Source organism: Aeromonas sp. JL9, from assembly GCF_024436075.1.
Lineage (GTDB): Bacteria > Pseudomonadota > Gammaproteobacteria > Enterobacterales > Aeromonadaceae > Aeromonas > Aeromonas veronii.
In genome coordinates this window covers 82192-106554 of record NZ_JANFNV010000011.1, presented here as the reverse complement: position 1 = coordinate 106554, position 24363 = coordinate 82192, and the positions used below count along the sequence as shown (strand labels likewise).

The window sequence follows — 24363 nt, the reverse complement described above, 5'->3', positions numbered from 1 at the left end:
TCTCGGCAAGGTCTCACTTACAGCTGATTTGCATCGACTGCCCGGCTGCCGGGTGCACTGCAGGATATGGGTGCACCGTAATGACGACAAACCGGCGAGAAGTTACTCCCCTTGTTGCGCGGATAGTAGCAGCGGTAAAAGATAACGCCAAGAGGCATCTTCACTGCCGTCAAAAATAAATCGGGGCCCCATCAAGGAGCCCCGCAAGCAGGTTCAACACATCCCCATCAGAGCGGGTCGACCTTGAGGCAGGAGACCGCGTGATCGAAGTTCCCCTCCAGCACGGGGCGGGTCTTGGCGCACTCGGGGCCAGCCACCGGGCAGCGGGTGCGAAACACGCAACCGGACGGCGGGTTCATCGGTGAGGGCAAGTCCCCCTCCAGGATCTGGATTACCTTGTTGCGCTCCAGCTCAGGGTCCGGAATTGGCACCGCTGACATCAGCGCCTTGGTGTAGGGATGCAACGGGTTGGCAAAGATCTCCTTGCGGGTCCCCAGCTCAACGGCGTTGCCCAGATACATCACCAGCACCCGATCGGAGATATGCTTGACCACCGACAGGTCGTGGGCGATGAAGATGAGCGACAGCCCCATCTCCTTTTGCAGGGATTTGAGCAGGTTGACCACCTGCGCCTGAATGGAGACGTCGAGCGCCGACACCGGCTCGTCGCAGATGATCATCTTGGGCTCGAGGATCAGCGCCCGGGCAATCCCGATCCGCTGGCACTGGCCACCGGAGAACTCGTGCGGATAGCGGTTGACCAGGTTGGGCAACAACCCCACCTTGCTCATCATGGCGCGCACCTTCTCTTTCACCTCTTCCCGTGGCAGGTTGGGATAGAAGGTGATGAGCGGCTCGGCGATGATGTCGCCGATGGTCATGCGCGGGTTCAGAGAAGCCAGCGGGTCCTGGAAGATCATCTGGATCTCTTTGCGCTTCTCGCGCAGGGCATTCTGATCTAGCTTGGTAAGGTCGTCACCCAGCCACACCACCTTGCCATCGGTGGCCGGTACCAGACCGATGATTGCGCGGGCAAAGGTAGATTTGCCGCAGCCGGACTCCCCCACCACACCGAGGGTTTCACCCTCATAGAGACGCAAGGTAACCCCATCGACCGCCTTCAAATCGGACGGCTTGGCCCATGGCCACGCCTTGCCACTCTTGATACTGAAGTGCACCTTGAGGTCAGACACTTCCAACAGCAATTTCTTCTCGGCACCCATTTAGTTGGCCCCCTTGTTCATGGCATCCGAAACCCAGTGACAGGCACGCTCCCGACCGTCGTTGAACGGGATCAGGATCGGTGACTGCTGGCCGCAAATCTCGCTCACACGGTGGCAACGCTCCTGGAAGGGGCAACCGGTGGGCAGACGCAGCAGGTTGGGCGGATTGCCTGGGATGGTGGGCAGCACTTCCCCTTCGGTATCGAGACGAGGAATGGCGCGCAGGAGGCCTTCGGTGTAGGGGTGGCTCGGGCGATAGAAGATATCGTCTACCTTGCCGTACTCCATGGTACGACCGGCATACATCACCAGCACCTTGTTGCAGATACCGGCGACCACGCCAAGGTCATGGGTGATCATGATGATGGCGGTGTTGAACTCGCGCTTGAGCTCGTTCATCAGAGTCATGATCTGGGCCTGTACGGTCACGTCGAGTGCGGTAGTCGGTTCGTCGGCGATCAGCAGTTGCGGCCGGCAGAGCAGCGCCATGGCGATCATCACCCGCTGGCGCATGCCGCCGGAAAACTCGTGGGGATACATCCCCATCCGCTTGCGTGCTTCGGGGATCTTCACCGCATCGAGCATCCGTACCGACTCTTCGAGCGCTTCCGCCTTGCTCACCCCTTTGTGCAGCATCAGCACTTCCATCAGCTGATCCTGCACCTTCATGTAGGGGTTGAGCGAGGTCATGGGGTCCTGGAAGATCATGGCGATCTTCTCGGAGCGGATCTTGTTGAGCTTGGACTCCGGCAGGTTGAGGATCTCCTCACCCTGAAACTTGGCGGAACCGGTAATAATGCCGTTTTTGGCCAACAGCCCCATGATGGCAAAGGCCGTCTGGGATTTGCCGGAGCCGGACTCGCCGACGATCCCCAGGGTTTCACCCGCAGAGAGAGAAAAGTTGAGGTCGTTGACCGCCACCACATTGCCGTCCGGGGTCTTGAACTCGACCCGCAGATCTTTCACATCCAGTAACTTCATATAAAAACTCCTTATCGATCTTTCGTGATGCTTTCCTGTCAATCCGATGCTCGATTAACGATCTTTCGGATCGAGGGCGTCACGCAGACCATCCCCGAGGAAGTTGAAGCAAAACAGGGTCACCACCATAAAGCAGGCGGGGAACAGCAGTTGCCAGATGGCCACTTCCATCGACTTGGAGCCTTCATCCAGCAGGGCACCCCAGCTGGTCATCGGTTCCTGAACCCCAAGGCCCAGGAAACTCAGGAAGGATTCAAACATGATCATGCCCGGCACCAGCAAGGTGGCGTAGACGGCCACGATACCGAGTACGTTCGGTACGATATGGCGGGTAATGATCTTCCACTTGGAGACGCCACAGACGTGGGCTGCCTCGATAAACTCCTTGCTCTTGAGGCTGAGAGTCTGGCCGCGCACGATACGCGCCATGTCGAGCCAGCTCACCGCCCCGATGGCGATAAAGATGAGCGCCAGATTGCGGCCAAAGAAGGTGACCAGCATGATGACAAAGAACATGAAGGGGAAGGCGTTGAGGATTTCCAGTACCCGCATCATCAGGCTGTCGACCCGCCCGCCGATAAAGCCGGAAGCCGCGCCATACAGGGTGCCGATGATGACCGCTACCATGGCGCCCATGATGCCGACCATCAGGGAGATGCGACCGCCCAGCAGGGTGCGCACGAACAGATCGCGCCCCAGGCTGTCGGTACCAAAGTAGTGACCCGCTTCCATATCGGGCGGCGACTGCATGGCGCCCCAGTCCGGATCGTCAAAGGTGTATTGGGACAAATGGGGGCCAAAGATGACCGCCAGACCGATGATGGTCAGAATGATCAGGCTGGTCAGGGCCGCCTTGTTGCGCAGGAAACGGCGACGGGCATCCTTCCACAGGGAGCGCCCCTCCACCACTTCCACTTTTTGCGCGAACGCCTCGACGGCATCGCGTTTTTCAGTTGAAACAACCATGATGAACTCCCGAATTAGTAACGGATCTTGGGATCGATAAAGGCGTAGAGAATATCGACCACTGCGTTAAAGGTGATGGTGAGGGCGCCGACCAGAATGGTCAGACCGAGCACCATGGAGTAATCACGATTAAGGGCACCGTTGACGAACAGCTGACCGATCCCCGGCAGGCCGAAGATGGTCTCGATCACCACGGAACCTGTGATGATGCCGACAAAGGCCGGGCCCAGATAGGAGACCACTGGCAGCATGGCCGGACGCAGCGCGTGTTTCAGGATGATGTGGCGCAGCGGCAAGCCCTTGGCACGGGCGGTACGGATGAAGTTGGAGTTCATGGTCTCGATCATGCTGCCCCGCATGATCCGCGAGATGGCAGAGATGTAGTACATCATCATGCCGAACACCGGCAGCACCATAAACTGGATGCCACCACCCTGCCATCCACCGGCAGGGAACCAACCCAGATGAATACTGAAAAACAGCACCAGCAAGGGCGCCAGCACAAAGCCCGGGATCACCACCCCGGCCATGGCCGACGACATCAGTAGATAGTCGATGATGGTGTTCTGTTTCAGTGCCGCTATGGTGCCGAAGGTGACCCCCAGCAGCACGGCGAAGAAGAAGGCCGTGGTCCCGATCTTGGCGGAAACAGGCAGCGCCTGACTCACCAGATCATTGACGGTGAAATCCTTGTATTTAAAAGAGGGGCCCAAATCACCCTGCACCAAGTTGCCCAGGTAGGTGAGATATTGCATGCCAATGGGTTTGTCGAGCCCATATTTGGCCTCGATGTTGGCGATGACTTCGGGGGGCAGTGAACGCTCGCTGGTAAAGGGGTTACCCGGGGCGAAACGCATCATGAAGAAAGAGACGGTGATCAAGACCAGCAGAGTCGGGATCGCTTCCAATAGCCGTTTAAAAATGAATTTCAACATAGACATTTCCTGTCCTGTACTGCTTCCAAATGGTCGCGGTTGTAATAAAGGCCCGCCGTCCGGCGGGCCCTGCTTGTTATGCGACTTGTTGCTTTAAATCAGTGAGCAATGATGTACATATCTTTGCTGTAGAGGTTATCCAGCGGGTTGGCCGGATAGCCGCCTACATAGGGTTTGACCATACGGGCAGTCACGTACTGGTAGATGGGGGCGATCGGCATATCCTTGGCCAGGATCTCTTCAGCCTGGACGTAGAGCTTGTTGCGGGCCGCCACATCAACCTGATCACGGGATGAATCCATCAGCTTGTCGAACTCCGGATTGGAGTACTTGCCGTCGTTGTTGCCGTGGGTGGTCTGCATCAGATCCAGCATGGAGGAGGCTTCGTTGTAGTCGGCGATCCAGCCGGCACGACCTACATCAAACTGACCCTGTTTCTTGGTTTCCAGGTAAGTTTTCCACTCCTGGTTGACCAGGCTCACCTGCACGCCCAGCTTCTTCCACATGGAGGCCACGGCCACAGCCACTTTCTTGTGGTTGTCATCGGTGTTGTAAAGCAGCTCGAACTTCAGCGGCTTGCTGGCATCGAAACCGGCCTCTTGCAGCAGCGCCTTGGCCTTGGCATCACGCTCGGCCTGGGTCATCTTAGACCACTCGGGCGCTACCGGCTTGAAGCCATCGACGAAGTCCGGCACCAGGGTGTAACCCGGCGTCTGACCCTGACCCATCACCTTGTCGGCGATCACGTTGCGATCGATGGCATAGGAGAGCGCAGTACGGACACGCACATCGTCAAACGGCTTCTTCTTGACGTTGTACTGGTAGTAGTAAGTACCAACATAACCGGTCACTTTCAGCTCGTCCGGCTTCTCTTTCTTCATCTGCTTAAAGCGCTCGATGGGCATCTGATAGGTGATGTCCACTTCGCCCGCCAGATAGCGGCTGAGATCGGCGTTGGTAGACTGGATGGGCAGATAGACCACCTTGTTGATGACGGTCTTGCCATCGTTCCAGTAGTGCTTGTTGCGCTCCACTTCGACGCGCTCGTTCACCACCCAGTTCTTCAGGGTATAGGCACCGTTGGATACCATATTTTCCGGCTGGGTCCACTTGTCACCGAACTTCTCGATCACCTTCTTCGGTACCGGATAGGTGGTGGTGTGGGAGAGCATGCTGACGAAGTAAGGGATCGCTTTCTCGAGCTGCACTTCGAAGGTGTAGTCGTCGGTCGCCTTCACGCCCAGCGTATCAGCCGGCTTTTTACCTGCGATGATCTCGGAGGCATTGGCGATGGTCGGGATCTCCAGATACCAGGAGTAAGGAGAGGCGGTTTTCGGATCAACGGCACGCTGGAAAGCAAAAACGAAATCGTGGGCAGTGACCGGGTCACCGTTGGACCACTTGGCATCTTTGCGCAGGTGGAAGACGTAGTGCTTGTTATCCTTGGTTTCCCAGGATTCAGCCACAGCCGGGAGAATTTCCCCTTTCGGGCCGGATGCAACGAGACCTTCAAACAGGTCGCGCAGGATATTGGATTCGACCGTTCCTTCGGTCTTGTGCGGGTCAAGGGTCGCAGGCTCTGAGCCGTTGCCTTTTACCAGTTGCTGGACTTCAGCCAGCTTGGTTCCCGCCGGGACATCGGCAGCCTGAGCCACATTGACGCCACCAAACAGTGCAGCCATCAGCAATGTGTTAATCATTGTTTTTTTATGAGTCATTTCCCTACTCCAACAAGAACATTCCATGCGTTTTTTAAAGTGACGGGGTTAAAACCCGCTCCCAGCATAATTCCCTGCCAATTCCGATAATGCAACAGATATTGTCAGGGTAATCGTCATTTTCTGGTCAAAAAATCAGCTGGCGTGCGCTTTTTCAGTATTAAAACACCAGCAAAGCGCTCATTTTTCACACAAACGACCGATTCTAGAAAAGACAGGGCAAAAAGCAACCAATAAAAAGCCGGTCACGAGGACCGGCTTTCATAAAGCGGAGCTGGCTCACATCAGACTGGGGAAAACCCCCTTGATACCGGCCACCATGATCTCGATACCCAGCGACATCATGATAAGACCCATGATACGGGTCACCACGTTGATGCCGGTGTTGCCCATGATCTTGAACAGCAGCGGCGCGGCGCGGAAGATGAGCCAGGAGCAGAAGGAGAAGACCACGACAACCACTGACATGCCGAGCAGCTGCTGCCAGTGGCTCTGGCTGGCATAGACAATCACCGAGGAGATGGCACCGGGACCCGCCATCAGCGGCAACGCCAGCGGTACCACGGCGATAGACTCGCGCACCGCCAGTTCACCCTTCTCCTGTTTGTTGTGCTTCACCTCGCCCAGCTTGCCCTGCAGCATCGACCAGGCAATCAGGGTAATCAGCGACCCACCGGCGATCCGGAACGACGCCAGCGAGATACCGAAACCGTCGAGGATCAGCTGCCCCATATACATGGAGACCAGCAGGATCACCATCACCGCGATATTGGCGGTGGTATTGGTTTTCATCCGCTCGGCCTGGGTATGGTGGCTGGTCAGACTGACAAACACCGGCAACAAACCAAGCGGGTTGATAATTGCGAACAAACCGACAAAAAACTTCAGATACAACGAGACGTCAATTGCTGCCATAGGCGCCTTCCAATAGAGTTTCGGGCCCAGCGGGCCAGTCCATTAATTTCGTGCGTAAATTTACATCATAGCCAGAGCGGGCACCAATCAAATAATCTCACCATTTCGAGGGTTTTTTAGTTAGTTCATCTAATGCATCCGCGCTAACTGGCATAAACCGATGCCAAAAGCCCTTTCTACCGCCCGACACGCGTTTGAAAAGTGAGCGCAAGCCTGCTTAATCATGACCAGAGAGTCCGATGATGACTGACCGAATGACCAAGCGACTCGAGAGGATCCAGGCTTTGCCTTCCCACTATTTCAGGCCAGACATCACTTCATTGACTCGGCAAGAGAGCAACAATGCAAAAACCGGGAAAGCGGGCAGAAATAGCCTCCTTGGGGAATAAAGCGGATTAGTCATGGATTAAAACAACAATCATTTTTGCAACAAACGCTGGAATAAAGTGCGTTTGTCGGTGATTTTGAAACCAATTCACTCATATTTGCTAACCTATACCGCCAAAATAGCTCTGTAATACTATGGCCGAGTGCAATTAACCACTTGATAAATGTGGTTTATTACTCTGCATTAACAAGTCTCTTACCTTTCCCTTTGATGCACATTCCGATAACATCAGTCAAACAAGGATTGTGAAATAAAATTTCTTTTGTTCTTTTGTTACACATGATCCAGATCAAGTTTTTCTGAGTCAGCCCCGCTCTATAATCGACTCAGAAAGCGATTTAGTAAGGCATGTGAAAAAGCTGTTGCAACGATACCGTCTTGACAGGGCGACTATAATTGCCGGGCATTGCCAACGTCTTACTAAACAGTTTTCAAATAATCAGGAGATAAACATGGCAGTAACCAATTTGGCTGAACTGGATGCACTGGTCGCCCGCGTTAAGGAAGCCCAGCGTGAATTCGCCAGCTTCTCTCAAGAGCAGGTAGACAAGATCTTCCGTGCCGCCGCCCTGGCCGCCAACAACGCCCGTATCCCCCTGGCCCAGATGGCCGTGGAAGAATCCGGTATGGGTATCATCGAAGACAAGGTTATCAAGAACCACTTCGCCTCCGAATACATCTACAACAAGTACAAAGACGAGAAGACCTGCGGCATTCTGAGCGAAGATGATCAGATGGGTACCATCACCATCGCCGAGCCGGTAGGCATCATCTGTGGTATCGTTCCGACCACCAACCCGACCTCCACTGCGATCTTCAAATCCATGATCGCGCTCAAGACCCGCAACGCCATCATCTTCTCCCCGCACCCCCGTGCCAAGAACTCCACCAATACCGCTGCCAAGCTGGTACTGGATGCAGCTGTTGCCGCTGGTGCACCGAAAGACATCATCGGCTGGATCGACCAACCGTCTGTTGAGCTCTCCAACGCCCTGATGAAGCACGAAGACATCAACCTGATCCTGGCCACCGGTGGCCCGGGCATGGTGAAAGCAGCCTACTCCTCCGGTAAGCCTGCTATTGGTGTGGGTGCCGGTAACGTACCTATCGTTATCGACGAAACCGCCGACGTGAAGCGTGCCGTTGCCTCCATCCTGATGTCCAAGACTTTCGATAACGGCGTGGTCTGTGCTTCCGAGCAGGCAGTCATCGTTGTTGATGCCATCTACGACCAGGTTAAAGAGCGCTTTGCATCCCACAAGGGCCACGTGCTCTCCAAAGAAGATGCTGACAAGGTACGTAAAGTCATCCTGATCAACGGTGCCCTGAACGCCAACATCGTTGGTCAGCCAGCCACCAAGATTGCCGAGATGGCAGGCGTGACTGTACCGGCTGATACCAAGATCCTGATCGGTGAAGGCGTCAAGCTGTGTGCAGAAGATGAGTTTGCTCACGAGAAATTGTCCCCGCTGCTCGGTATGTTCCGTGCTAGCAGCTTCGAAAACGCCGTTGATATGGCCTGTGACATGGTCAACATCGGTGGTATCGGCCACACATCAGGTCTGTACACCGACCAGGACCGCAACGCTGACCGCATCAAGTACTTCGGCGACAAGATGAAGACCGCGCGTATCCTGATCAACACTCCGTCTACCCAAGGCGGTATCGGTGACCTGTACAACTTCGCAATGGCTCCGTCCCTGACCTTGGGTTGCGGCTCCTGGAGCGGTAACTCCATCTCCGAAAACGTGGGTCCGAAGCACCTGATCAACAAGAAGACAGTCGCAAAACGGGCAGAAAACATGCTGTGGCACAAACTTCCGAAATCCATCTACTTCCGTCGTGGTTCCCTGCCGATCGCTCTGAGCGACCTGGAAGGTAAAAAGCGTGCCATGGTCGTAACTGACCGCTTCCTGTTCAACAACGGCTACGCCGATGAACTGGTCAGCCTGCTGAAAGCACAGAATATGGAAGTGGAAGTGTTCTACGAAGTAGAAGCTGACCCGACCCTGGCTGTGGTTCGCAAGGGTGCCGAGATGGCCAACTCCTTCAAACCGGACGTTATCCTGGCGCTGGGCGGTGGTTCACCGATGGATGCGGCCAAGATCATGTGGGTGATGTACGAGCACCCGAACACTGCGTTCGAAGATCTGGCCATGCGCTTCATGGACATCCGCAAGCGTATCTACAAGTTCCCGAAAATGGGCGTGAAGGCCGAACTGGTCTGTATCACCACCACTTCCGGTACCGGCTCTGAAGTCACTCCGTTTGCGGTAGTAACCGATGAAGTGTCTGGTCAGAAGTATCCGCTGGCTGACTACGAGCTGACCCCGAACATGGCCATCGTTGATGCCAACCTGGTCATGGGTATGCCGAAGTCCCTGTGTGCCTTCGGTGGTATCGATGCCGTGACTCACGCCATGGAAGCCTATGTTTCCGTACTGGCTAACGAGTACTCCGACGGCCAGGCGCTGCAAGCCCTGAAAATGCTGAAAGAGTACCTGCCGTCCAGCTACCAGAACGGTGCCAACGACCCGATCGCTCGTGAGAAGGTGCACAATGCTGCCACCATCGCCGGTATCGCGTTCGCCAACGCCTTCCTGGGTGTGTGCCACTCCATGGCTCACAAACTGGGTGCCGAGTTCCACATTCCGCACGGTCTGGCTAACGCCCTGCTGATCAGCAACGTCATCCGCTACAACGCGAACGACAACCCGACCAAGCAAACTGCGTTCTCCCAGTACGACCGTCCGCAGGCTCGTCGTCGTTACGCCGAAGTCGCTGACCACCTGGGTCTGACTGCTGCCGGTGACCGCACCGCCGCCAAGATCGAGAAGCTGCTGACCTGGCTGGACGAGCTGAAGGCTACCCTGGGTATCCCGGCCTCTATCCGCGAAGCTGGCGTGACTGAAGCTGACTTCCTGGCCAAGGTTGACCAGCTGGCTATCGAAGCTTTCGATGACCAGTGCACCGGCGCCAACCCGCGCTACCCGCTGATCAGCGAGCTGAAGCAGGTTCTGCTGGACTCCTACTACGGTCGTCCGTTCACCGAAGCCGCTCCGGTAACTGCTGCCCCGGTTGAAGCCAAGGTTGAAGGCAAGAAGAAATCCAAGGCCTGATAACCAGTCCTGAGATAACAAGCCCGCGCACTGCGCGGGCTTTTTTTATCTGCCACTTATCACAGCGATCCTCTCTCCAGCCGATTGCGGTAGTGCAGCCCCTAACTTCCCAACCAACCAACCAACCAACCAACCAACCAACCAACCAACCAACCAACCAACCAACCAACCAACCAACCAACTAGCCCCAACCAATCCGTTATCGACATCCCAACCTGTGACTCTGTATTGATGGCCCCCTCTGATAACAAGAGCACGCTCCATCACCTCCTCTCCCCTACCCGCAAAGCAATTACCCTGACGGGCAGATGTGAGCAGCCAACGCCATCTCAAGAGCTAAAGGTGTGATAAACAGGATAAGCGGAGCCTCGCTAACGCAACGCAGCAGAACTGCCGACTGGCGTACGTGCGGGCCAACCGACTGGCAGGAACAGAGCCATGATAATGCGCAGAGAAAGCGGGAAAGAGTGTCAGTGGAGAGAGTTGTTGCACCGGGTGCTCAACTGACACATCAGCAGTTACCATGATGCAAAGATAAAAAAATGGCAGCCATCTGGCTGCCATCGGGAGAGCACGATTCAGCGATCAGAGGGTCGCAGCGACTTCATCGGAGATGGAGCCGTTGTGGTAAACCTCTTGCACGTCGTCCAGATCTTCCAGCATGTCGATCAGTCGCATTAGCTTGGGTGCAGTTTCAGCATCCAGCTCGGCTTCGGTGGAGGGGATCATGGTCACTTCGGCGCTCTGGGCCTTGAAGCCGGCAGCTTCCAGACCATCCAGCACAGTACCGAAGTCGTTCGGGGTGGTGTACACCTCGATGGTGCCATCCTCTTCGGTCACCACGTCATCGGCACCCGCTTCCAGTGCGGCGTCCATCAGGGCATCTTCGTCCACGCCAACGAAAGTCAGCAGACCTTTCTTGCTGAACAGATAGGCGACGGAGCCGTCGGTGCCCAGGTTGCCACCGCACTTGCTGAAGGCGTGACGCACTTCGGCTACGGTACGGTTGCGGTTGTCAGTCAGACACTCAACCATGACGGCAGAGCCGGCCGGGCCGTAACCTTCGTATACGATGGTCTCGAGCTGCTCGCCATCGCCACCACCGGCGCCACGCTGAATGGCACGGTTGATGGTGTCGCGGGTCATGTTGTTGGTCAGGGCGGCAGTCACCGCAGCACGCAGACGCGGGTTGTTGGCCGGATCGGCATCACCCAGACGCGCGGAGGTAGTGATTTCGCGGATCAGCTTGGTGAAGATCTTGCCACGCTTGGCATCCTGAGCGGCCTTGCGGTGTTTGATGTTGGCCCATTTACTGTGACCTGCCATAGAGACTCTCCGTTATATTTTTGAAATTTCAGTAACACACGTCATTGCTAACGCAAGGGGAACAGGGAGGCCGCTACGCGACCTCCGGTGCCCGGAAGGGCTTACTCATCACCCTTGACGGTGGTTGCAATCGCCAGCTCGCCCAGTTGGGCGGCGTTGGCAAGGCTGGGGGCGTCGGTCATCAGACAGGCGGCCGCAGTGGTTTTCGGGAAGGCAATGACGTCCCGAATGTTTTCAGTGCCGGTCAGCAGCATGCTGAGACGGTCCAGACCGAAGGCCAGACCGGCGTGCGGCGGGGTACCGTACTTCAGGGCATCCAGCAGGAAGCCGAACTTCAGGCGCTGCTCGGCCGGGGTGATACCCAGGATGTCGAACACGGTGGACTGCATCTCGCTGTTGTGGATACGGACAGAGCCGCCACCCACTTCGTAGCCGTTGATCACCATGTCGTAGGCGTTGGCGTAAGCACCCACCGGATTGGCTTTCAGCTCGGCCGGGCTCATGTTGCTCGGCGCGGTGAACGGGTGGTGCATGGCAGCCAGACCGCCTTCGCCATCTTCCTCGAACATCGGGAAGTCGATAACCCACAGCGGCTTCCAGCTGTTTTCCAGCAGACCCAGATCGCGACCCACTTTCAGACGCAGGGCGCCCATGGCATCGCAGACCACTTTCTTGCTGTCAGCGCCAAAGAAGATGATGTCGCCGTCGGCTGCGCCGGTACGGGCCAGGATCTCGCGCACGATGGCGTCAGAGAGGAACTTGGCAACCGGAGACTGCACGCCTTCGATACCGTTGGCCGCTTCGTTGACCTTCATCCAGGCCAGGCCCTTGGCACCGTAGATGCCGACAAACTTGGTGTACTCATCGATCTGCTTGCGAGAGAGCTCGGCGCCGCCCGGCACTTTCAGGGCTGCCACACGGCCTTTCGGATCGTTGGCAGGGCCGGCGAACACGGCGAACTCGACGGCGGTCAAGAGGTCTGCCACATCGACCAGCTCCATTGGCAGACGCAGATCCGGCTTGTCAGAGCCGTAGCGACGCATGGCTTCGTCGAAGGTCATGATCGGGAAGTCGCCCAGATCCACGTTCAGGATGTGCAGCCACAGTTTGCGGATCATCTCTTCCATCACTTCACGCACCTGCGGCGCGGTCATGAAGGAGGTCTCCACGTCGATCTGGGTGAATTCCGGCTGGCGGTCGGCACGCAGGTCTTCGTCACGGAAGCACTTGACGATCTGGTAGTAGCGATCGAAGCCGGACATCATCAGCAACTGCTTGAACAGCTGGGGTGATTGCGGCAGAGCGTAGAACTTGCCCTTGTGCACGCGGCTCGGCACCAGATAGTCACGGGCACCTTCCGGGGTGGCCTTGGTCAGCATCGGGGTCTCGATATCGAGGAAGCCGTGCTCGTCCATGAAGCGGCGTACGAAGGCGCTGGCCTTGGCACGAGTCTTCAGGTACTTGGCCATCTCGGGACGACGCAGATCCAGGTAACGATACTTGAGGCTGATCTCTTCGCTGTTGACCTGATTGAAGTCCAGCGGCAGCGGCTCGGCACGGTTGATGATGTTGAGTTCGTGGGCGAACACTTCGATGGCGCCAGTGGCCATGTCGCTGTTGCGCTGGGACTCGGGACGGGTGCGTACCACGCCGGTCACCTGGATGCAGAACTCGCCGCGCAGCTCGGAGGCCAGGGCGAACGCCTCCGGCTTGTCCGGATCGAAGAACACCTGAACGATCCCTTCCCGGTCGCGCATATCGATAAAGATCAGACCGCCGAGATCACGACGACGATGAACCCAACCGCACAATGTAATGGTCTGCCCTGCATGGGCCTCATTGACCTGTCCGCAATAGATAGAGCGCATGGACTTCTTCCTTCGAAATTGTAGAGAGACGGTTAACCTTGGGCCGCCGGGCACGACTGGCAAGCACCGTCTGTCTCACAGCTGGCCAGATTCTTTTTCTTACCCGGTTTGAAATCAGTCTCGTACCATCCGGTTCCCTTGAGCCGGAAGCCTGCCGCCGATATCAGCTTGACCAGATTCGGCTTGCTACAGGCCGGACAGTCGGTCAGGGGGGCATCGGAAAGCTTTTGCAGTTTTGCCAATTCATGGCCACAGACGTCGCAACGATATTCGTAGATAGGCATGGGTCACAAGAAATTGAAAAACAAAAGGGCTGGCATTATAGAGGAAAACCCCCTTTTGGGTAAAATGGCCAGCAGCCTCCTTTCGCCAGTTTTTTGCACTCGATGGCAAAAAGCGGGTAAAAAATCGGCACGAATGCACCAAGAGCGAAGAGAATAGCCATCATGAGCCTCTATTTGGGCCTGCCGCAGTGGTCCCACCCCAGCTGGCCCGGCCAGTTGCTGGGCCTTGGCGCCAAGCCTGCCGAACACCTCGCCCACTACGCCACCGTGTTCAACTCGGTGGAGGGTAACACCACCTTCTACGCCCTGCCGACACCGGACACGGTACAGCGCTGGGCCGATGCGGTGCCCGATCACTTTCGTTTCAACTTCAAATTTCCGCAAGCCATCAGCCACCAGAGCGATCTCGTGAGCGCAGACAAGCAAGTAGCCGACTTTATCAAGCTGCTTGCGCCGCTGCACGACAAGCTGGGGCTGCTCACCCTGCAGTTGCCCGCCCGTTTCGGGCCACAGGGGCTGGCCAGACTGGCGGCCTTCATTGATCGGCTGCCACGGGCGTTTCGCTACGCCCTCGAAGTGCGTCATCCTGATTTCTTCGCCAAGGGGGAGGCCGAGCGGGCATTGAACCGGCTGCTGATGGAACAGGGAGTGAACCGGGTGATGCTCGACAGCCGGCCACTCTTCTCGGTGCCAGCAACCACGCCAGCCCTTGTCGATGCCCAGGGCAAGAAACCACGCCTGCCGGTGCATCTGCTGGCCACCGCCAACGCCCCCATGGTGCGCTTTATCGGCCTGCCGGATCCGGCGGCCAATCACCCCTTCCTGCCCAGCTGGCTCCCCCACTGGCGCCAGTGGCTGGCCGAGGGCAAGGATCTTTACCTCTACATCCACACCGCCGACAACGCCCAAGCCCCCGAGCTGGCCCGTCAGGTAAGTCGTCTGCTGGGGCAGGAGATGGCCCCCTGGCCGGGGGAAAACGATCGCGCACGGCAGGGAGTGCTGCGCTTTTAGCCAACCCATTCTGCGGCCATCGTTTCGCTGCAAAAAAAGTGCTTTTTTGTGGCGTGGCAAGCCCTGGCGTCAAGACAAACGGCCATCAATCCTCTACACTACCGCCCCAAGTAAGGGTCCGGAACATGGCCCGTACGAGCAGGAGCGGTCCAAAGGATTTCACGACCAGCCACCCCGTTCGTAAACAGATGATTGACCTACTCTGATGGGTATCATCCAACGACTCAATTGAACAATACAGCCGGGTGATGTCCCGACTGTCAGGTTGCGCCAGCATGCAGACCAAAGACCAAATTTTTGCCGCCCCGATCGCCCGATTGGGCGACTTCTGTTTTGACGAACAGGTCGTCGACGTATTCCCCGATATGATCCAGCGCTCGGTGCCGGGTTACAGCAACATCATCTCTGCCATCGGCATGATGGCCGCCCGCTACGCCCAACCCGAGAGCCGACTCTATGATCTCGGCTGCTCACTGGGCGCCGCGACCCAGGCGATGCGTCGCCATGTCAGCCAGCCCGGCTGCCGCATTACCGCGGTGGATCTCTCCCACCCGATGATCGAACGCGCCCGCGCCCACCTCTCCGGTTTCAAATCCGAGGTGCCGGTGGAGCTGGTAGAGGCGGATATCTGCGACATCGAGATCGAGAACGCCTCCGTGGTGGTGCTCAACTTCACCCTGCAATTTGTCGAGCCAGAGAAACGGGCCGCCCTGATCCAGCGTATTCACGATGGGCTGCGCCCGGGCGGGATCCTGATCCTGAGCGAGAAGTTCCGCTTCGAAGATGAACCGGTCAACGAGCTGCTCATCGATCTGCATCTCGACTTCAAGCGGGCCAATGGCTACAGCGAGCTGGAGATCAGCCAGAAACGCACCGCCCTTGAGAACGTGATGCGCACCGACAGCCTGCCGGTGCATCAGGCCCGTCTGCGGGATGCCGGTTTCGTCCATCAGGATCTCTGGTTCCAATGCTTTAACTTCGGCTCCATGATTGCCATCAAATCCAGCGACACCCAGCCATGATCGACTTTGCCAATTTCTATCAACTGATTGCCAAAAACCGGCTGAGCCACTGGCTGCATACCCTGCCCGCCCAGCTGCATGCCTGGCAACATGACAACCAGCATGGCGATCTGCCGCGCTGGAATCGCGCCCTCAACAAGCTGCCGGTGGTCTCCCCCGGCAACATCGAGCTGAAAAGCCGGGTCGAGATTGGCTCAGCCGAGAGCCTTGGCGAAGGGGAGCGCAAGAAGGTCGAGAGCCTGCTGCGCCACTTCATGCCCTGGCGCAAGGGGCCGTTCACCGTGCACGGCATCCACATCGACACCGAGTGGCGCTCTGACTGGAAGTGGGATCGGGTGCTGCCCCATATCAGCCCGCTCGAAGGGCGTTACGTGCTGGATGTGGGTTGCGGCAGCGGCTACCACCTCTGGCGCATGGTGGGTGAAGGGGCCAAGCTGGCGGTCGGTATCGACCCTAGCCCGCTGTTCCTCTGCCAGTTCGAGGCCATTCGCCACTTCGCGGGCAATGATCAGCGCGCCCATCTATTGCCGCTCGGTATTCAGGAGCTGCCGGAGCTGCGTGCCTTTGACACCGTCTTCTCCATGGGGGTGCTCTATCACCGCAAATCCCCCATCGAGCACATCGAGCAGCTGCGCAATCAATTGAAAGATGATGGCGAGCTGGTGCTGGAGACGCTGGTGATTGATGGTGGGGTCAACGACGTGCTGATGCCCACTGACCGTTACGGCAAGATGCGCAACGTCTGGTTTATTCCCTCAAGCCGCGCCCTCAAGCTGTGGGTCGAGCGCTGCGGCTTCACCGACGTGCGGATAGTAGACGAGAATATGACCAGCACCGACGAACAGCGTCGTACCGACTGGATGATTAATGAATCCCTGAGTGACTATCTGGATCCAGACAATCCGGCACTCACGGTAGAAGGACACCCGGCGCCGAAACGTGCCGTACTGATTGCCCGCAAGGCCAAAGACTAGCCGATGGCGATTCAGGAAGTTACACTGACCCAATTCCAGGAAGCACAGTTAAATGAATGACATGAAAAGCAAATTAAAAGGAATGACCCTGCTCTCCCTGCTTAGTCTCGGCGGGTGTGTCAATATGGAAAAAGCGCCTCAGGTCCCTGCTCTGACGCTGGCCGAGCTTCGTAGCGAGCTGAGCCAGAGCGAGCAGCGCCTGCAAACATCCATGGAACAGCAACAGAAGCAGTATGTGCAGCAACAGCACCTGCTGGTTCAGCTCAACACAGATGTCACCAATATGAAAGAGTCCGTCAAGCAAGTAGACCACAAGCTCGCCACCCTCCCCTCCGAGCCGCCCAAGCCGATGGCCATCCCCACCGAGAAGTGCCCGGCCCCCAATCAGGGTCACACCATCGATGGCAAGCTGATGGTCGGTGAAGCCGAGTGGATCTGGGTTGATGCGGCCAACGACGCCTTCCAGGCGCGGGTCGATACCGGTGCGACCACCTCCTCCATCAGTGCGCAGGAGATCACCATTTTCGAGCGCAACGGCAAAAACTGGGTGCGCTTTTTCCTGAGCCATCAGGAAGTGGACGACAAGATCCAGATCGAAGCGCCGCTGGTACGCCATGTACGGGTGCGTCAGGCCTCTGCCGACGATCTGGACCGCCGTCCGGTGGTGCGTCTGGCCGTGCGCATTGGCGACATGACCGAGAAAGCCGAATTTACCCTGAAAGACCGTAGCGACATGACCTTCCCTGTGCTGCTGGGTCGCGAATTTTTGAAAGACATCGCCGTGGTTGATGTGGCCCGCGAATATATCCAACCCAAACCCAAGCTCAAGGATGTGAAATAATCCATGGTTTCCCGTAAGCCGTTCTATTTGCTGGTAGCCCTGCTGTACATTGTCGGCCTGGGGATGACGATTTATCACCATATCGCGTTGGATGTGCCGCTGACGCCCGGTGAAAAGCGCCAGATCTGGTCCATCGAAGCCAAGCTGGAGTTCGAGGCGACCGGTGAGCCGGTGATCGCCTCCCTGGCCATTCCGGGCACCCAGCCCGGTTTCACCCTGATGAACGAGAACGCCGCCAGCCCCGGCTACGGCCTCTCCTTCGTCGAGAAAGATGGTGATGCCCGCGCCGAGTGGTCCATCCGCACCGCCTCCGGCCGTCAGGAGCTCTACTACCGCGTCGACATGATGGCGGATGCCCACGCCAAACCGGCCGCCAATCCGCAGCCGCCTGCCATCGAGAAGCAGATCGAGAGTGAACCTTATGCCACCGCGATGAAGCAGATCCTCGAGCGGGCCCAGGAGCGCTCTGCCGACGGCTACACCCTGACTCGCGAGATCATCAAGGAGATCGAGAAGCAGGAGCAGAACGCCGAGCTGCTGAAAAAGCACAAGAGCCGTGCCAACCTGATCGCCGAGCTGCTCAACAATGCTGACGTCCCCACCCGCGTGGTGCATGCCCTGAATCTGGAAGATGGCCGCCGTCGTCAGGAGCTGGTGGATTACCTGCAGGTATTCAACAGCCCGACCGACTACAAGCTGTTCAACCCGCAAACCGGTGAACAGGGTCGTCCGGCCAACCTGCTGCTGTGGGAATACAACTCCGGCGCCCTGCTGGACGTGACCGGTGGTCACAACTCCCGTGTCAGCTTCTCGATGATCGAGCAGGAGCAGCCGGTCAGCGTTGCACTGGCGCAGAAGTTCGAAAAATCAGAGATGATGAACTTCTCCATCCACAGCCTGCCGCTGGAAGAGCAGACCCTGTTCAAGGGCTTGCTGCTGATCCCGATCGGCGTGCTGATGGTTGTGTTCCTGCGGGTGCTGGTGGGGATCAAGACCTCCGGTACCTTTATGCCGGTGCTGATCGCGGTCGCCTTTATCCAGACCTCGCTGGTCACCGGTCTCATCGGCTTCCTGCTGATCGTCGGCACCGGTCTCATCATTCGCTCCTATCTGTCTCGGCTTAACCTGCTGCTGGTCGCCCGAATATCGGCCATCATCATCATGGTTATCTCGATGATCGGTATCTTCTCCGCGTTCGCCTTCAAGCTGGGGCTGACCGACGGCATGAAGATCACCTTCTTCCCGATGATCATCCTCTCCTGGACCATCGAACGGATGTCCATCCTGTGGGAAGAAGAGGGCCCGAAAGAGGTGTTCCGCCAGGGCGGCGGCTCTCTGCTGGTTGCCGTCATCGCCTATCTGGCCATGGATAACGAGCTCATTCGTCACCTCACCTTCAACTTCCTCGGCCTGCAGCTGGTGCTGATGGCGACCGTGCTGTTGATGGGTAACTACACCGGCTACAAGCTGAGCGAACTGAAGCGCTTCAAGCCGCTGGTGGACGAGATGAAATCTGGTGCCACCCCGGGTAAGGACAAGTAACAGATGTGGTTCTGGGAAAAGTACACCACCCCGTGGAGCCTGTCGCAGGCAGGCATCCTCGGCATGAACAAGCGCAACCACTCCTACATCAGCCGCTACAATCCGCGCAGCCTCTATCCGCTGGTGGATGACAAGCTGCAGACCAAGCGTATCGCGCTGGATGCGGGCGTAACGGTGCCGGAACTCATCGGCACCATCCGCGCCCAGCACGACGTGGGTCGCATTACCGAGCTGGTCAAGGATTGGCCAGGCTTCTGCATCAAGCCGGCGCGCGGCTCGGGCGGCAAGGGGATCCTGGTGATCCTGCGTCAGGAAGATGGCCTCTTCTACAAGCCCAACGGCAGTGCCAGCAACGGTCAGGATCTGGAGCGCCATGTCTCCAACATTCTGGCGGGGCTCTATTCGCTCGGCGGCAAGCCAGACGTGGCACTGGTCGAAGGCCTCATCAACTTTGATGATGTGTTCGACGGCTACTCTTTTGAAGGGGTACCCGATGCCCGAGTCATCATCTTCAAGGGGTTCCCGGTGATGGCGATGATGCGCCTCTCCACCGCAGCCTCCGATGGCAAGGCGAACCTGCACCAGGGCGCCGTGGGGGTGGGTCTGTGCCTGCGTACCGGTCGTGCCCTGCGGGCGGTGCAGTTTGGCAATCCGCTGCGCCACCATCCGGACACCGGCCTCGATCTCTATGAGCTCAAGGTGCCCCACTGGGATACCCTGCTCACCCTGGCCGCCTCCTGCTACGAGATGTCAGGTCTGGGTTATATCGGTACCGATATGGTGCTGGACAAGTTCCGCGGCCCCATGCTGCTGGAGCTCAACGCCCGTCCGGGTCTTGCCATCCAGATCGCCAACGGTCGCGGCCTGGTGCCCAACCTCAAGACCATCGAAAAACTGGGACAGGTGAAGATGAACGTGGAACAGCGGGTCAATTTCGCCAAGGATCACTTCGGGATCTTTGAGGAATAACACCTCCGCTTGTGAACTGAGCGCGCCTATGGCGCGCTTTTTTTATGGCGATTGTCTGTCGGTATATCCCCCACCCAGCCATTCGGATCAGCACCTCATTTCGAAACGACGAGTACGCCAGCGAACGGCAGCTTGGAGTAGCAAGGAGAACGATGGAACGATGGAACGATGGAACAAGAAGAGTGTGGCCACTATGTCAGAGGATGGATAAATCTCAGGTATAAAAAAACCGGCGCCAAGACGCCGGTTCTTCAAGGAGAGTGCAGCCCGATTACAGGGAGTCAGCATTCTCGGACAGGTACTTGGCAACGCCGTCAGGAGAGGCTTGCATACCTTTTTTGCCTTTTTCCCACTGAGCCGGGCACACTTCGCCGTGCTCTTCGTGGAATTGCAGGGCATCGACCATGCGCAGCATCTCGTCGATGTTACGACCCAGCGGCAGATCGTTGACAACCTGGTGACGAACGACACCGTTCTTGTCGATCAGGAAGGAACCACGGAACGCCACGCCGGCTTCCGGATGCTCAACGTCATAGGCTTTGCAGATTTCGTGTTTCACGTCGGCGATCAGCGGGTACTTGACCTGACCGATACCGCCATCTTCCACTTTGGTGTTGCGCCATGCGTTGTGGGAGAACTGGGAATCGATGGAAACACCGATCACTTCCACGCCACGCTTCTGGAACTCTTCATAACGGTGATCGAAGGCAATCAGCTCGGACGGGCAGACGAAGGTGAAATCGAGCGGATAAAAGAAGACAACGGCAGCTTTGCCTTTGATGTGGGATGACAGGTTGAATGAATCAACGATCTCGCCATTACCCAGAACAGCTGCGGCGGTAAAATCGGGTGCGGGACGGCCTACCAATACCATATTCAATTCCTCTTTATGTGAAGTGAACAATCCAGTGAGGATTGGGCTACCTAGAGCCAAGTCCATCTAATTCAAGCGACAAACTATAGACCCGGTGGTAGATTAGTTAAATCAAATTAAATAGATAGCATTAATCGGGTTTTTCTATGCAACGTTGGCCCAGCCTCAAACAGCTGCAATATCTGGTCGCTCTCGATGAGCACAAAAACTTCAACCGCGCCGCCAAGGCCTGTCATGTCAGCCAGTCGACCCTGAGTACCGGGATCCAGACGCTGGAGGACATGATGAACCTGCAACTGGTGGAGCGAGACCACAAGAGCTTCATTATGACCCCGGTCGGCATGGAAATCGTCGAGCGCGCTCGCAATTTGCTCTCCGATGCGCGGGATCTGATGGAGCTCGGGCAACATCAGGGCGGCGTGATGCAGGGGACGGTACGTCTGGGTTGCATTCCCACCATCGCCCCCTTCCTGCTGAGCAAGCTGCTGAAAGAGTGCAGCAAAACCTATCCTGACCTCGAATTGTTGCTGCGTGAAGACACCACCAGCAATCTGCTCAAGCAGCTGGAACAGGGTCAGCTCGACTTGCTGATCCTTGCCCTGCCCATCGAGATCGGTGGATTTCACTGCAAGACCGTCGGCCAGGATCCGTTCCACATGGTGATGCCCGCCAGCATGGCGGCCGGTCTGCATACCCCGTTCGACTACAAGGAGCTGCCCAACCAGAGCATCTTCCTGCTGGAGCGGGAGCACTGCCTCACCGAGCACGCAGTGAGCGCCTGTCGCCTGCGGGACAAGAGCAAGATCAACCCGTTCGCCGCCACCAGCCTGCACACCCTGGTACAGATGGTGGAAGCGGGTCTTGGCACCACCTTCCTGCCGCAGATGGCCATCGATGCCGGCATTCTTACCAACTCCGATCTGGTGGCCATCCCGCTGCCGGGAGAGACCTCCTATCGCGAGATCGGGCTGGTCTGGCGCCCTAGCACCACCCGGGTACAGACCTTCTACAAACTGGCCGAGCTGCTTAAACCGCTGATCAGCCACAACGAGTGACAACAAACGCCAGCCCTCGGGTTGGCGTTTTTCAGTTCCCCGCCACATTTTTCCTCTCGGAGACTAGGTCTGGAGCCAGATCCCTGTTTATGATGGAAAAGTTGTCGCGTGCACTCCTGCCCCCAGAACGATTTGGCAGGATATGGCGTTCGATAAATGTCTCGTTTGGTAGACCCGTCCGTGGAGAGAGTCCGATGTATCGCAAGCTGCTGCTATCCCTGCTGACTCTGCTGCTGGCCGCCTGTTCCAGCACGCCGGAGCCGCCTCCGGCCCCCCGGCAGAGCAGTGCCTTTGATGGCTTCTACCAACAGTGGCGCGGTGTTCCCTACCGCATGGGCGGCGCCAGCCGCGCCGGGCTAGACTGCTCCGCCTTCACCCAGCTCGCCTACAGTCAGGTGCTGGGCTTCAACCTGCCAAGAACCACCGAATCTCAGGCTAACATTGGCAAACCGGTGGATCGCTACCGGCTGCAACACGGGGATCTGGTCTTCTTCAAAACCGGCTGGCAACAGTACCATGTGGGGGTCTACACAGGTGCCGGCGAGTTTATTCACGCCTCCACCAGCAAGGGAGTGATCCGCTCCCGCCTCGACAACGTCTACTGGAACAGTCGCTACTGGCAGGCACGTCGGGTGACCCAGTAACCGGCCACACGCCTGCTTGCGGCACAAGTTGCGTGCCGATACTCTCCGTCAATCCCTGTCGCTATGTCGGGACACACAACCCGCGCTTATAACTCAATTGGCCCCAAAGCCTGCATATCACACCATTTTGTGATAAGGTGGTGGCCAATTTTTAACACTTTCGCCGCTTTCTCATACGCTCTCTGTCCTGATTGACAACAAGCGCGGCGATAACAAGCAACGCGCGGCGAAAGTGGAGTGTGGCGCAACACTGCCGGACGGGTGTCCCACAGCTGCAGTATCAAGGGTTAAATAGATAAGGAGATCGTGCAATGAAACAGTATCAAAGCTGGCTGGGGCAATACCTGATGAGTCGCCGTGACGGTGACCACGCCATGGCATGCGAGATGGCGAGTTCCATCTGCGAGTTCTGGCAGCAGCAGGGTGATGAAAACGAACTGGACAAGTGGCAGCAGATTTATCAGAACCATCTGGAAAAGACCACCTGATCCCGACCGCTCCCTTGCTGCCAGCCACGGTTGGCAGCAAGGCCACTCGCGACCAACCACCATCAGCCAACCCCTCTCACCCAATTTTCTCGCTACGTTAAACCGCTACCTTCGTTCACTCGCGCTTTACCATCTTCATTTTGCTCTTGCGCACCGGCCTCTGTTCATTCCATCTCGGCAGCCATTTCCTGCGCCCAGTCGATAAAGGTCTGGATCTTGGGACACGCCCGATTGGGCAGGGTCGCCATGTAATAACGCTGCTCGCACTTGATCTCCAGCCCGGTAAAAGGGGCCACCAGCTCGTTGCGTGCCAGTCGCTTGCTCACCAGATTCTTGCGCCCCATGGCGATCCCGGCGTGATTCATGGCGGCGATGATGGCGAGATCCGAGCGATCAAAACCCATGCTCAGCTGGCATGCCTCGAGGCTGACCCCGGCGTGGCGAGCCCAGCAGCTCCATTCATCGGTATCCGAGTCAAATCCCCATGCCTGCCGATCATGAAGCAGACGGCACAAAGACAAGTTGGCGGGATTACCGACAAGCCCGTGCTGCTCGGCATATTCCGGGCTGCAGACCGGCAGCATGAACTCATCCATCAGATGGTGGATGGCGAGCCGCTCCGGTACCTTCTCATCGAAGTAGAGGGTCAGATCGATGCCATAACCGTGCAGATTGATGTTCTCGTTGCCAGTCACAATGTTCAGCTCGATCTGGGGATGCAATCTTGAGAAGTCGGCCAGTCTTGGCACCAGCCAGCACTGGGCGATGGAGGGACGCGAATAGATGGTCAGGGTACCGGAGAGCTCCTGATTCTTGATCTCCAGGATCTCCTGATTGATGAACTCCAGCGAAGATTTGAGCGCCCAGAACACCCGCTGCCCATCCGCCGTCAGTACCACCTTGCGGTGAAAACGCTCAAAGAGCTTGAACCCCAGCTCCTCTTCCAGCGCGCTGATCCGGTGACTCACGGCACTGGGGCTCAGCGACAATTCATCGGCCGCCATGGCAAAGGATCCGTGACGGGCGGCCGCCTCGAAGGTGTGCAGCTTGGCCAGCTGGTAGCCACTCAGCAGCTTGTTGCGCGATATGTAATTATCCCCGTTATACATTCATCCCCCTCTTCGCAATGGCCACCTATGATACACCCACAGGCCGCCTTCAGGATGAAGTCAAAAGACCCAAAGGATGTGATTTCGATAAATTGTGACCAATGCAGCGCC

Annotated in this window: 21 protein-coding genes and 2 pseudogenes; 12 read left to right on the top strand and 11 right to left on the bottom strand. The window is 57.3% G+C overall.

What is annotated here, in order from left to right; genetic code table 11:
- Window positions 1–227 precede the first annotated feature (227 nt).
- From oppF to NOM06_RS10635, 6 genes are all read right to left on the bottom strand, one after another.
- Window positions 228–1223, bottom strand: a complete 996-nt coding sequence (oppF, locus tag NOM06_RS10660) for a murein tripeptide/oligopeptide ABC transporter ATP binding protein OppF (protein WP_005347159.1) — start codon at window positions 1221–1223, stop codon at window positions 228–230.
- Window positions 1224–2204, bottom strand: coding sequence for an ABC transporter ATP-binding protein (locus NOM06_RS10655; protein WP_255911563.1), 981 nt, complete (start codon window positions 2202–2204; stop codon window positions 1224–1226).
- A gap of 54 nt (window positions 2205–2258) precedes the next feature.
- Entirely contained in the window at window positions 2259–3170 is a 912-nt protein-coding gene (gene oppC, locus NOM06_RS10650; RefSeq protein ID WP_005337670.1) for an oligopeptide ABC transporter permease OppC, read from the bottom strand.
- Window positions 3171–3184: 14 nt separating this feature from the next.
- A complete protein-coding gene (oppB, locus tag NOM06_RS10645) occupies window positions 3185–4105 on the bottom strand; it encodes an oligopeptide ABC transporter permease OppB (protein ID WP_005337672.1) in 921 nt (306 codons plus the stop codon).
- 98 nt (window positions 4106–4203) lie between these two features.
- The gene (locus NOM06_RS10640) at window positions 4204–5823 is read right to left on the bottom strand and encodes an ABC transporter substrate-binding protein (RefSeq protein ID WP_026035101.1); all 1620 of its coding nucleotides are present in this window, start codon (window positions 5821–5823) and stop codon (window positions 4204–4206) included.
- Window positions 5824–6102: 279 nt separating this feature from the next.
- Window positions 6103–6738 carry a YchE family NAAT transporter gene (locus NOM06_RS10635; protein ID WP_005337678.1) on the bottom strand — a complete coding sequence of 212 codons (636 nt, stop codon included), beginning with the start codon at window positions 6736–6738 and terminating at the stop codon, window positions 6103–6105.
- A gap of 840 nt (window positions 6739–7578) precedes the next feature.
- Here NOM06_RS10635 and adhE point away from each other — a divergent pair.
- From adhE to NOM06_RS20925, 3 genes and pseudogenes are all read left to right on the top strand, one after another.
- Window positions 7579–10245: a bifunctional acetaldehyde-CoA/alcohol dehydrogenase gene (gene adhE / locus NOM06_RS10630; RefSeq protein ID WP_019446648.1), complete on the top strand. Its 2667-nt coding sequence runs from the start codon at window positions 7579–7581 to the stop codon at window positions 10243–10245.
- A 49-nt stretch (window positions 10246–10294) separates the two neighbouring features.
- A pseudogene (locus NOM06_RS20930) lies at window positions 10295–10417 on the top strand (PT domain-containing protein); the annotation flags it as partial.
- Window positions 10369–10593, top strand: a pseudogene (locus NOM06_RS20925) (PT domain-containing protein); the annotation flags it as partial. The pseudogenes NOM06_RS20930 and NOM06_RS20925, both read left to right, overlap by 49 nt.
- A 237-nt stretch (window positions 10594–10830) precedes the next feature.
- On the opposite strand, the gene NOM06_RS10620 reads toward NOM06_RS20925, so the two are convergent.
- The 3 genes from NOM06_RS10620 to NOM06_RS10610 all read right to left on the bottom strand — a co-directional run bounded on the left by NOM06_RS10620 (window position 10831) and on the right by NOM06_RS10610 (window position 13723).
- Window positions 10831–11571, bottom strand: a complete 741-nt coding sequence (locus tag NOM06_RS10620) for a YebC/PmpR family DNA-binding transcriptional regulator (RefSeq protein ID WP_005337681.1) — start codon at window positions 11569–11571, stop codon at window positions 10831–10833.
- Window positions 11572–11672: 101 nt separating this feature from the next.
- Entirely contained in the window at window positions 11673–13439 is a 1767-nt protein-coding gene (gene aspS / locus NOM06_RS10615) for an aspartate--tRNA ligase (protein ID WP_005361614.1), read from the bottom strand.
- Between the two features lie 32 nt (window positions 13440–13471).
- Window positions 13472–13723 (bottom strand): FmdB family zinc ribbon protein, encoded by a 252-nt coding sequence (locus NOM06_RS10610; RefSeq protein ID WP_005337686.1) that lies wholly within the window; start codon window positions 13721–13723, stop codon window positions 13472–13474.
- A 162-nt stretch (window positions 13724–13885) separates the two neighbouring features.
- Here NOM06_RS10610 and NOM06_RS10605 point away from each other — a divergent pair, with 162 nt between their 5' ends.
- From NOM06_RS10605 to NOM06_RS10580, 6 genes are all read left to right on the top strand, one after another.
- A complete protein-coding gene (locus tag NOM06_RS10605; protein ID WP_255911561.1) occupies window positions 13886–14734 on the top strand; it encodes a DUF72 domain-containing protein in 849 nt (282 codons plus the stop codon).
- A 275-nt stretch (window positions 14735–15009) separates the two neighbouring features.
- Window positions 15010–15756: a carboxy-S-adenosyl-L-methionine synthase CmoA gene (gene cmoA, locus NOM06_RS10600; protein ID WP_255911559.1), complete on the top strand. Its 747-nt coding sequence runs from the start codon at window positions 15010–15012 to the stop codon at window positions 15754–15756.
- Window positions 15753–16730 carry a tRNA 5-methoxyuridine(34)/uridine 5-oxyacetic acid(34) synthase CmoB gene (cmoB, locus tag NOM06_RS10595; RefSeq protein ID WP_013723597.1) on the top strand — a complete coding sequence of 326 codons (978 nt, stop codon included), beginning with the start codon at window positions 15753–15755 and terminating at the stop codon, window positions 16728–16730. The genes cmoA and cmoB overlap by 4 nt, the downstream gene beginning before the upstream one ends.
- A gap of 52 nt (window positions 16731–16782) precedes the next feature.
- Window positions 16783–17571 carry an ATP-dependent zinc protease gene (locus NOM06_RS10590; protein WP_005337698.1) on the top strand — a complete coding sequence of 263 codons (789 nt, stop codon included), beginning with the start codon at window positions 16783–16785 and terminating at the stop codon, window positions 17569–17571.
- A gap of 3 nt (window positions 17572–17574) precedes the next feature.
- On the top strand, window positions 17575–19113 hold the full coding sequence (locus tag NOM06_RS10585; RefSeq protein WP_255911557.1) for an inactive transglutaminase family protein: 1539 nt from the start codon (window positions 17575–17577) through the stop codon (window positions 19111–19113).
- Window positions 19114–19116: 3 nt separating this feature from the next.
- Complete coding sequence (locus NOM06_RS10580) at window positions 19117–20082, top strand: alpha-L-glutamate ligase-like protein (protein WP_255911555.1); 966 nt, start codon at window positions 19117–19119, stop codon at window positions 20080–20082.
- A gap of 271 nt (window positions 20083–20353) precedes the next feature.
- Here NOM06_RS10580 and NOM06_RS10575 read toward each other — a convergent pair whose 3' ends face one another.
- A complete protein-coding gene (locus tag NOM06_RS10575) occupies window positions 20354–20956 on the bottom strand; it encodes a peroxiredoxin C (protein WP_005337701.1) in 603 nt (200 codons plus the stop codon).
- 146 nt (window positions 20957–21102) lie between these two features.
- On the opposite strand from NOM06_RS10575, the gene NOM06_RS10570 reads away from it, so the two are divergent.
- The 3 genes from NOM06_RS10570 (at window position 21103) to NOM06_RS10560 (ending at window position 23143) form a co-directional block, all read left to right on the top strand.
- Window positions 21103–22011 carry a hydrogen peroxide-inducible genes activator gene (locus NOM06_RS10570; RefSeq protein WP_255911553.1) on the top strand — a complete coding sequence of 303 codons (909 nt, stop codon included), beginning with the start codon at window positions 21103–21105 and terminating at the stop codon, window positions 22009–22011.
- Window positions 22012–22205: 194 nt separating this feature from the next.
- Entirely contained in the window at window positions 22206–22655 is a 450-nt protein-coding gene (locus tag NOM06_RS10565; protein WP_236288186.1) for a C40 family peptidase, read from the top strand.
- A gap of 311 nt (window positions 22656–22966) precedes the next feature.
- Window positions 22967–23143 (top strand): hypothetical protein, encoded by a 177-nt coding sequence (locus NOM06_RS10560; RefSeq protein ID WP_005337704.1) that lies wholly within the window; start codon window positions 22967–22969, stop codon window positions 23141–23143.
- 164 nt (window positions 23144–23307) lie between these two features.
- Here NOM06_RS10560 and dsdC read toward each other — a convergent pair whose 3' ends face one another.
- A complete protein-coding gene (gene dsdC / locus NOM06_RS10555; protein WP_255911551.1) occupies window positions 23308–24252 on the bottom strand; it encodes a DNA-binding transcriptional regulator DsdC in 945 nt (314 codons plus the stop codon).
- Window positions 24253–24363: the final 111 nt, after the last annotated feature.

Coding starts and splice junctions, on each gene's coding strand:
- NOM06_RS10560 (WP_005337704.1), top strand. CDS start 22,967: ATGAAACAGTATCAAAGCTGGCTGGGGCAATACCTGATGAGTCGCCGT.
- adhE (WP_019446648.1), top strand. CDS start 7,579: ATGGCAGTAACCAATTTGGCTGAACTGGATGCACTGGTCGCCCGCGTT.
- oppB (WP_005337672.1), bottom strand. CDS start 4,105: ATGTTGAAATTCATTTTTAAACGGCTATTGGAAGCGATCCCGACTCTG.
- NOM06_RS10570 (WP_255911553.1), top strand. CDS start 21,103: ATGCAACGTTGGCCCAGCCTCAAACAGCTGCAATATCTGGTCGCTCTC.
- NOM06_RS10640 (WP_026035101.1), bottom strand. CDS start 5,823: ATGACTCATAAAAAAACAATGATTAACACATTGCTGATGGCTGCACTG.
- cmoB (WP_013723597.1), top strand. CDS start 15,753: ATGATCGACTTTGCCAATTTCTATCAACTGATTGCCAAAAACCGGCTG.
- dsdC (WP_255911551.1), bottom strand. CDS start 24,252: ATGTATAACGGGGATAATTACATATCGCGCAACAAGCTGCTGAGTGGC.
- oppC (WP_005337670.1), bottom strand. CDS start 3,170: ATGGTTGTTTCAACTGAAAAACGCGATGCCGTCGAGGCGTTCGCGCAA.
- aspS (WP_005361614.1), bottom strand. CDS start 13,439: ATGCGCTCTATCTATTGCGGACAGGTCAATGAGGCCCATGCAGGGCAG.
- NOM06_RS10565 (WP_236288186.1), top strand. CDS start 22,206: ATGTATCGCAAGCTGCTGCTATCCCTGCTGACTCTGCTGCTGGCCGCC.
- NOM06_RS10635 (WP_005337678.1), bottom strand. CDS start 6,738: ATGGCAGCAATTGACGTCTCGTTGTATCTGAAGTTTTTTGTCGGTTTG.
- NOM06_RS10620 (WP_005337681.1), bottom strand. CDS start 11,571: ATGGCAGGTCACAGTAAATGGGCCAACATCAAACACCGCAAGGCCGCT.
- NOM06_RS10590 (WP_005337698.1), top strand. CDS start 16,783: ATGAATGACATGAAAAGCAAATTAAAAGGAATGACCCTGCTCTCCCTG.
- NOM06_RS10610 (WP_005337686.1), bottom strand. CDS start 13,723: ATGCCTATCTACGAATATCGTTGCGACGTCTGTGGCCATGAATTGGCA.
- NOM06_RS10605 (WP_255911561.1), top strand. CDS start 13,886: ATGAGCCTCTATTTGGGCCTGCCGCAGTGGTCCCACCCCAGCTGGCCC.
- NOM06_RS10580 (WP_255911555.1), top strand. CDS start 19,117: ATGTGGTTCTGGGAAAAGTACACCACCCCGTGGAGCCTGTCGCAGGCA.
- NOM06_RS10585 (WP_255911557.1), top strand. CDS start 17,575: ATGGTTTCCCGTAAGCCGTTCTATTTGCTGGTAGCCCTGCTGTACATT.
- NOM06_RS10575 (WP_005337701.1), bottom strand. CDS start 20,956: ATGGTATTGGTAGGCCGTCCCGCACCCGATTTTACCGCCGCAGCTGTT.
- NOM06_RS10655 (WP_255911563.1), bottom strand. CDS start 2,204: ATGAAGTTACTGGATGTGAAAGATCTGCGGGTCGAGTTCAAGACCCCG.
- oppF (WP_005347159.1), bottom strand. CDS start 1,223: ATGGGTGCCGAGAAGAAATTGCTGTTGGAAGTGTCTGACCTCAAGGTG.
- cmoA (WP_255911559.1), top strand. CDS start 15,010: ATGCAGACCAAAGACCAAATTTTTGCCGCCCCGATCGCCCGATTGGGC.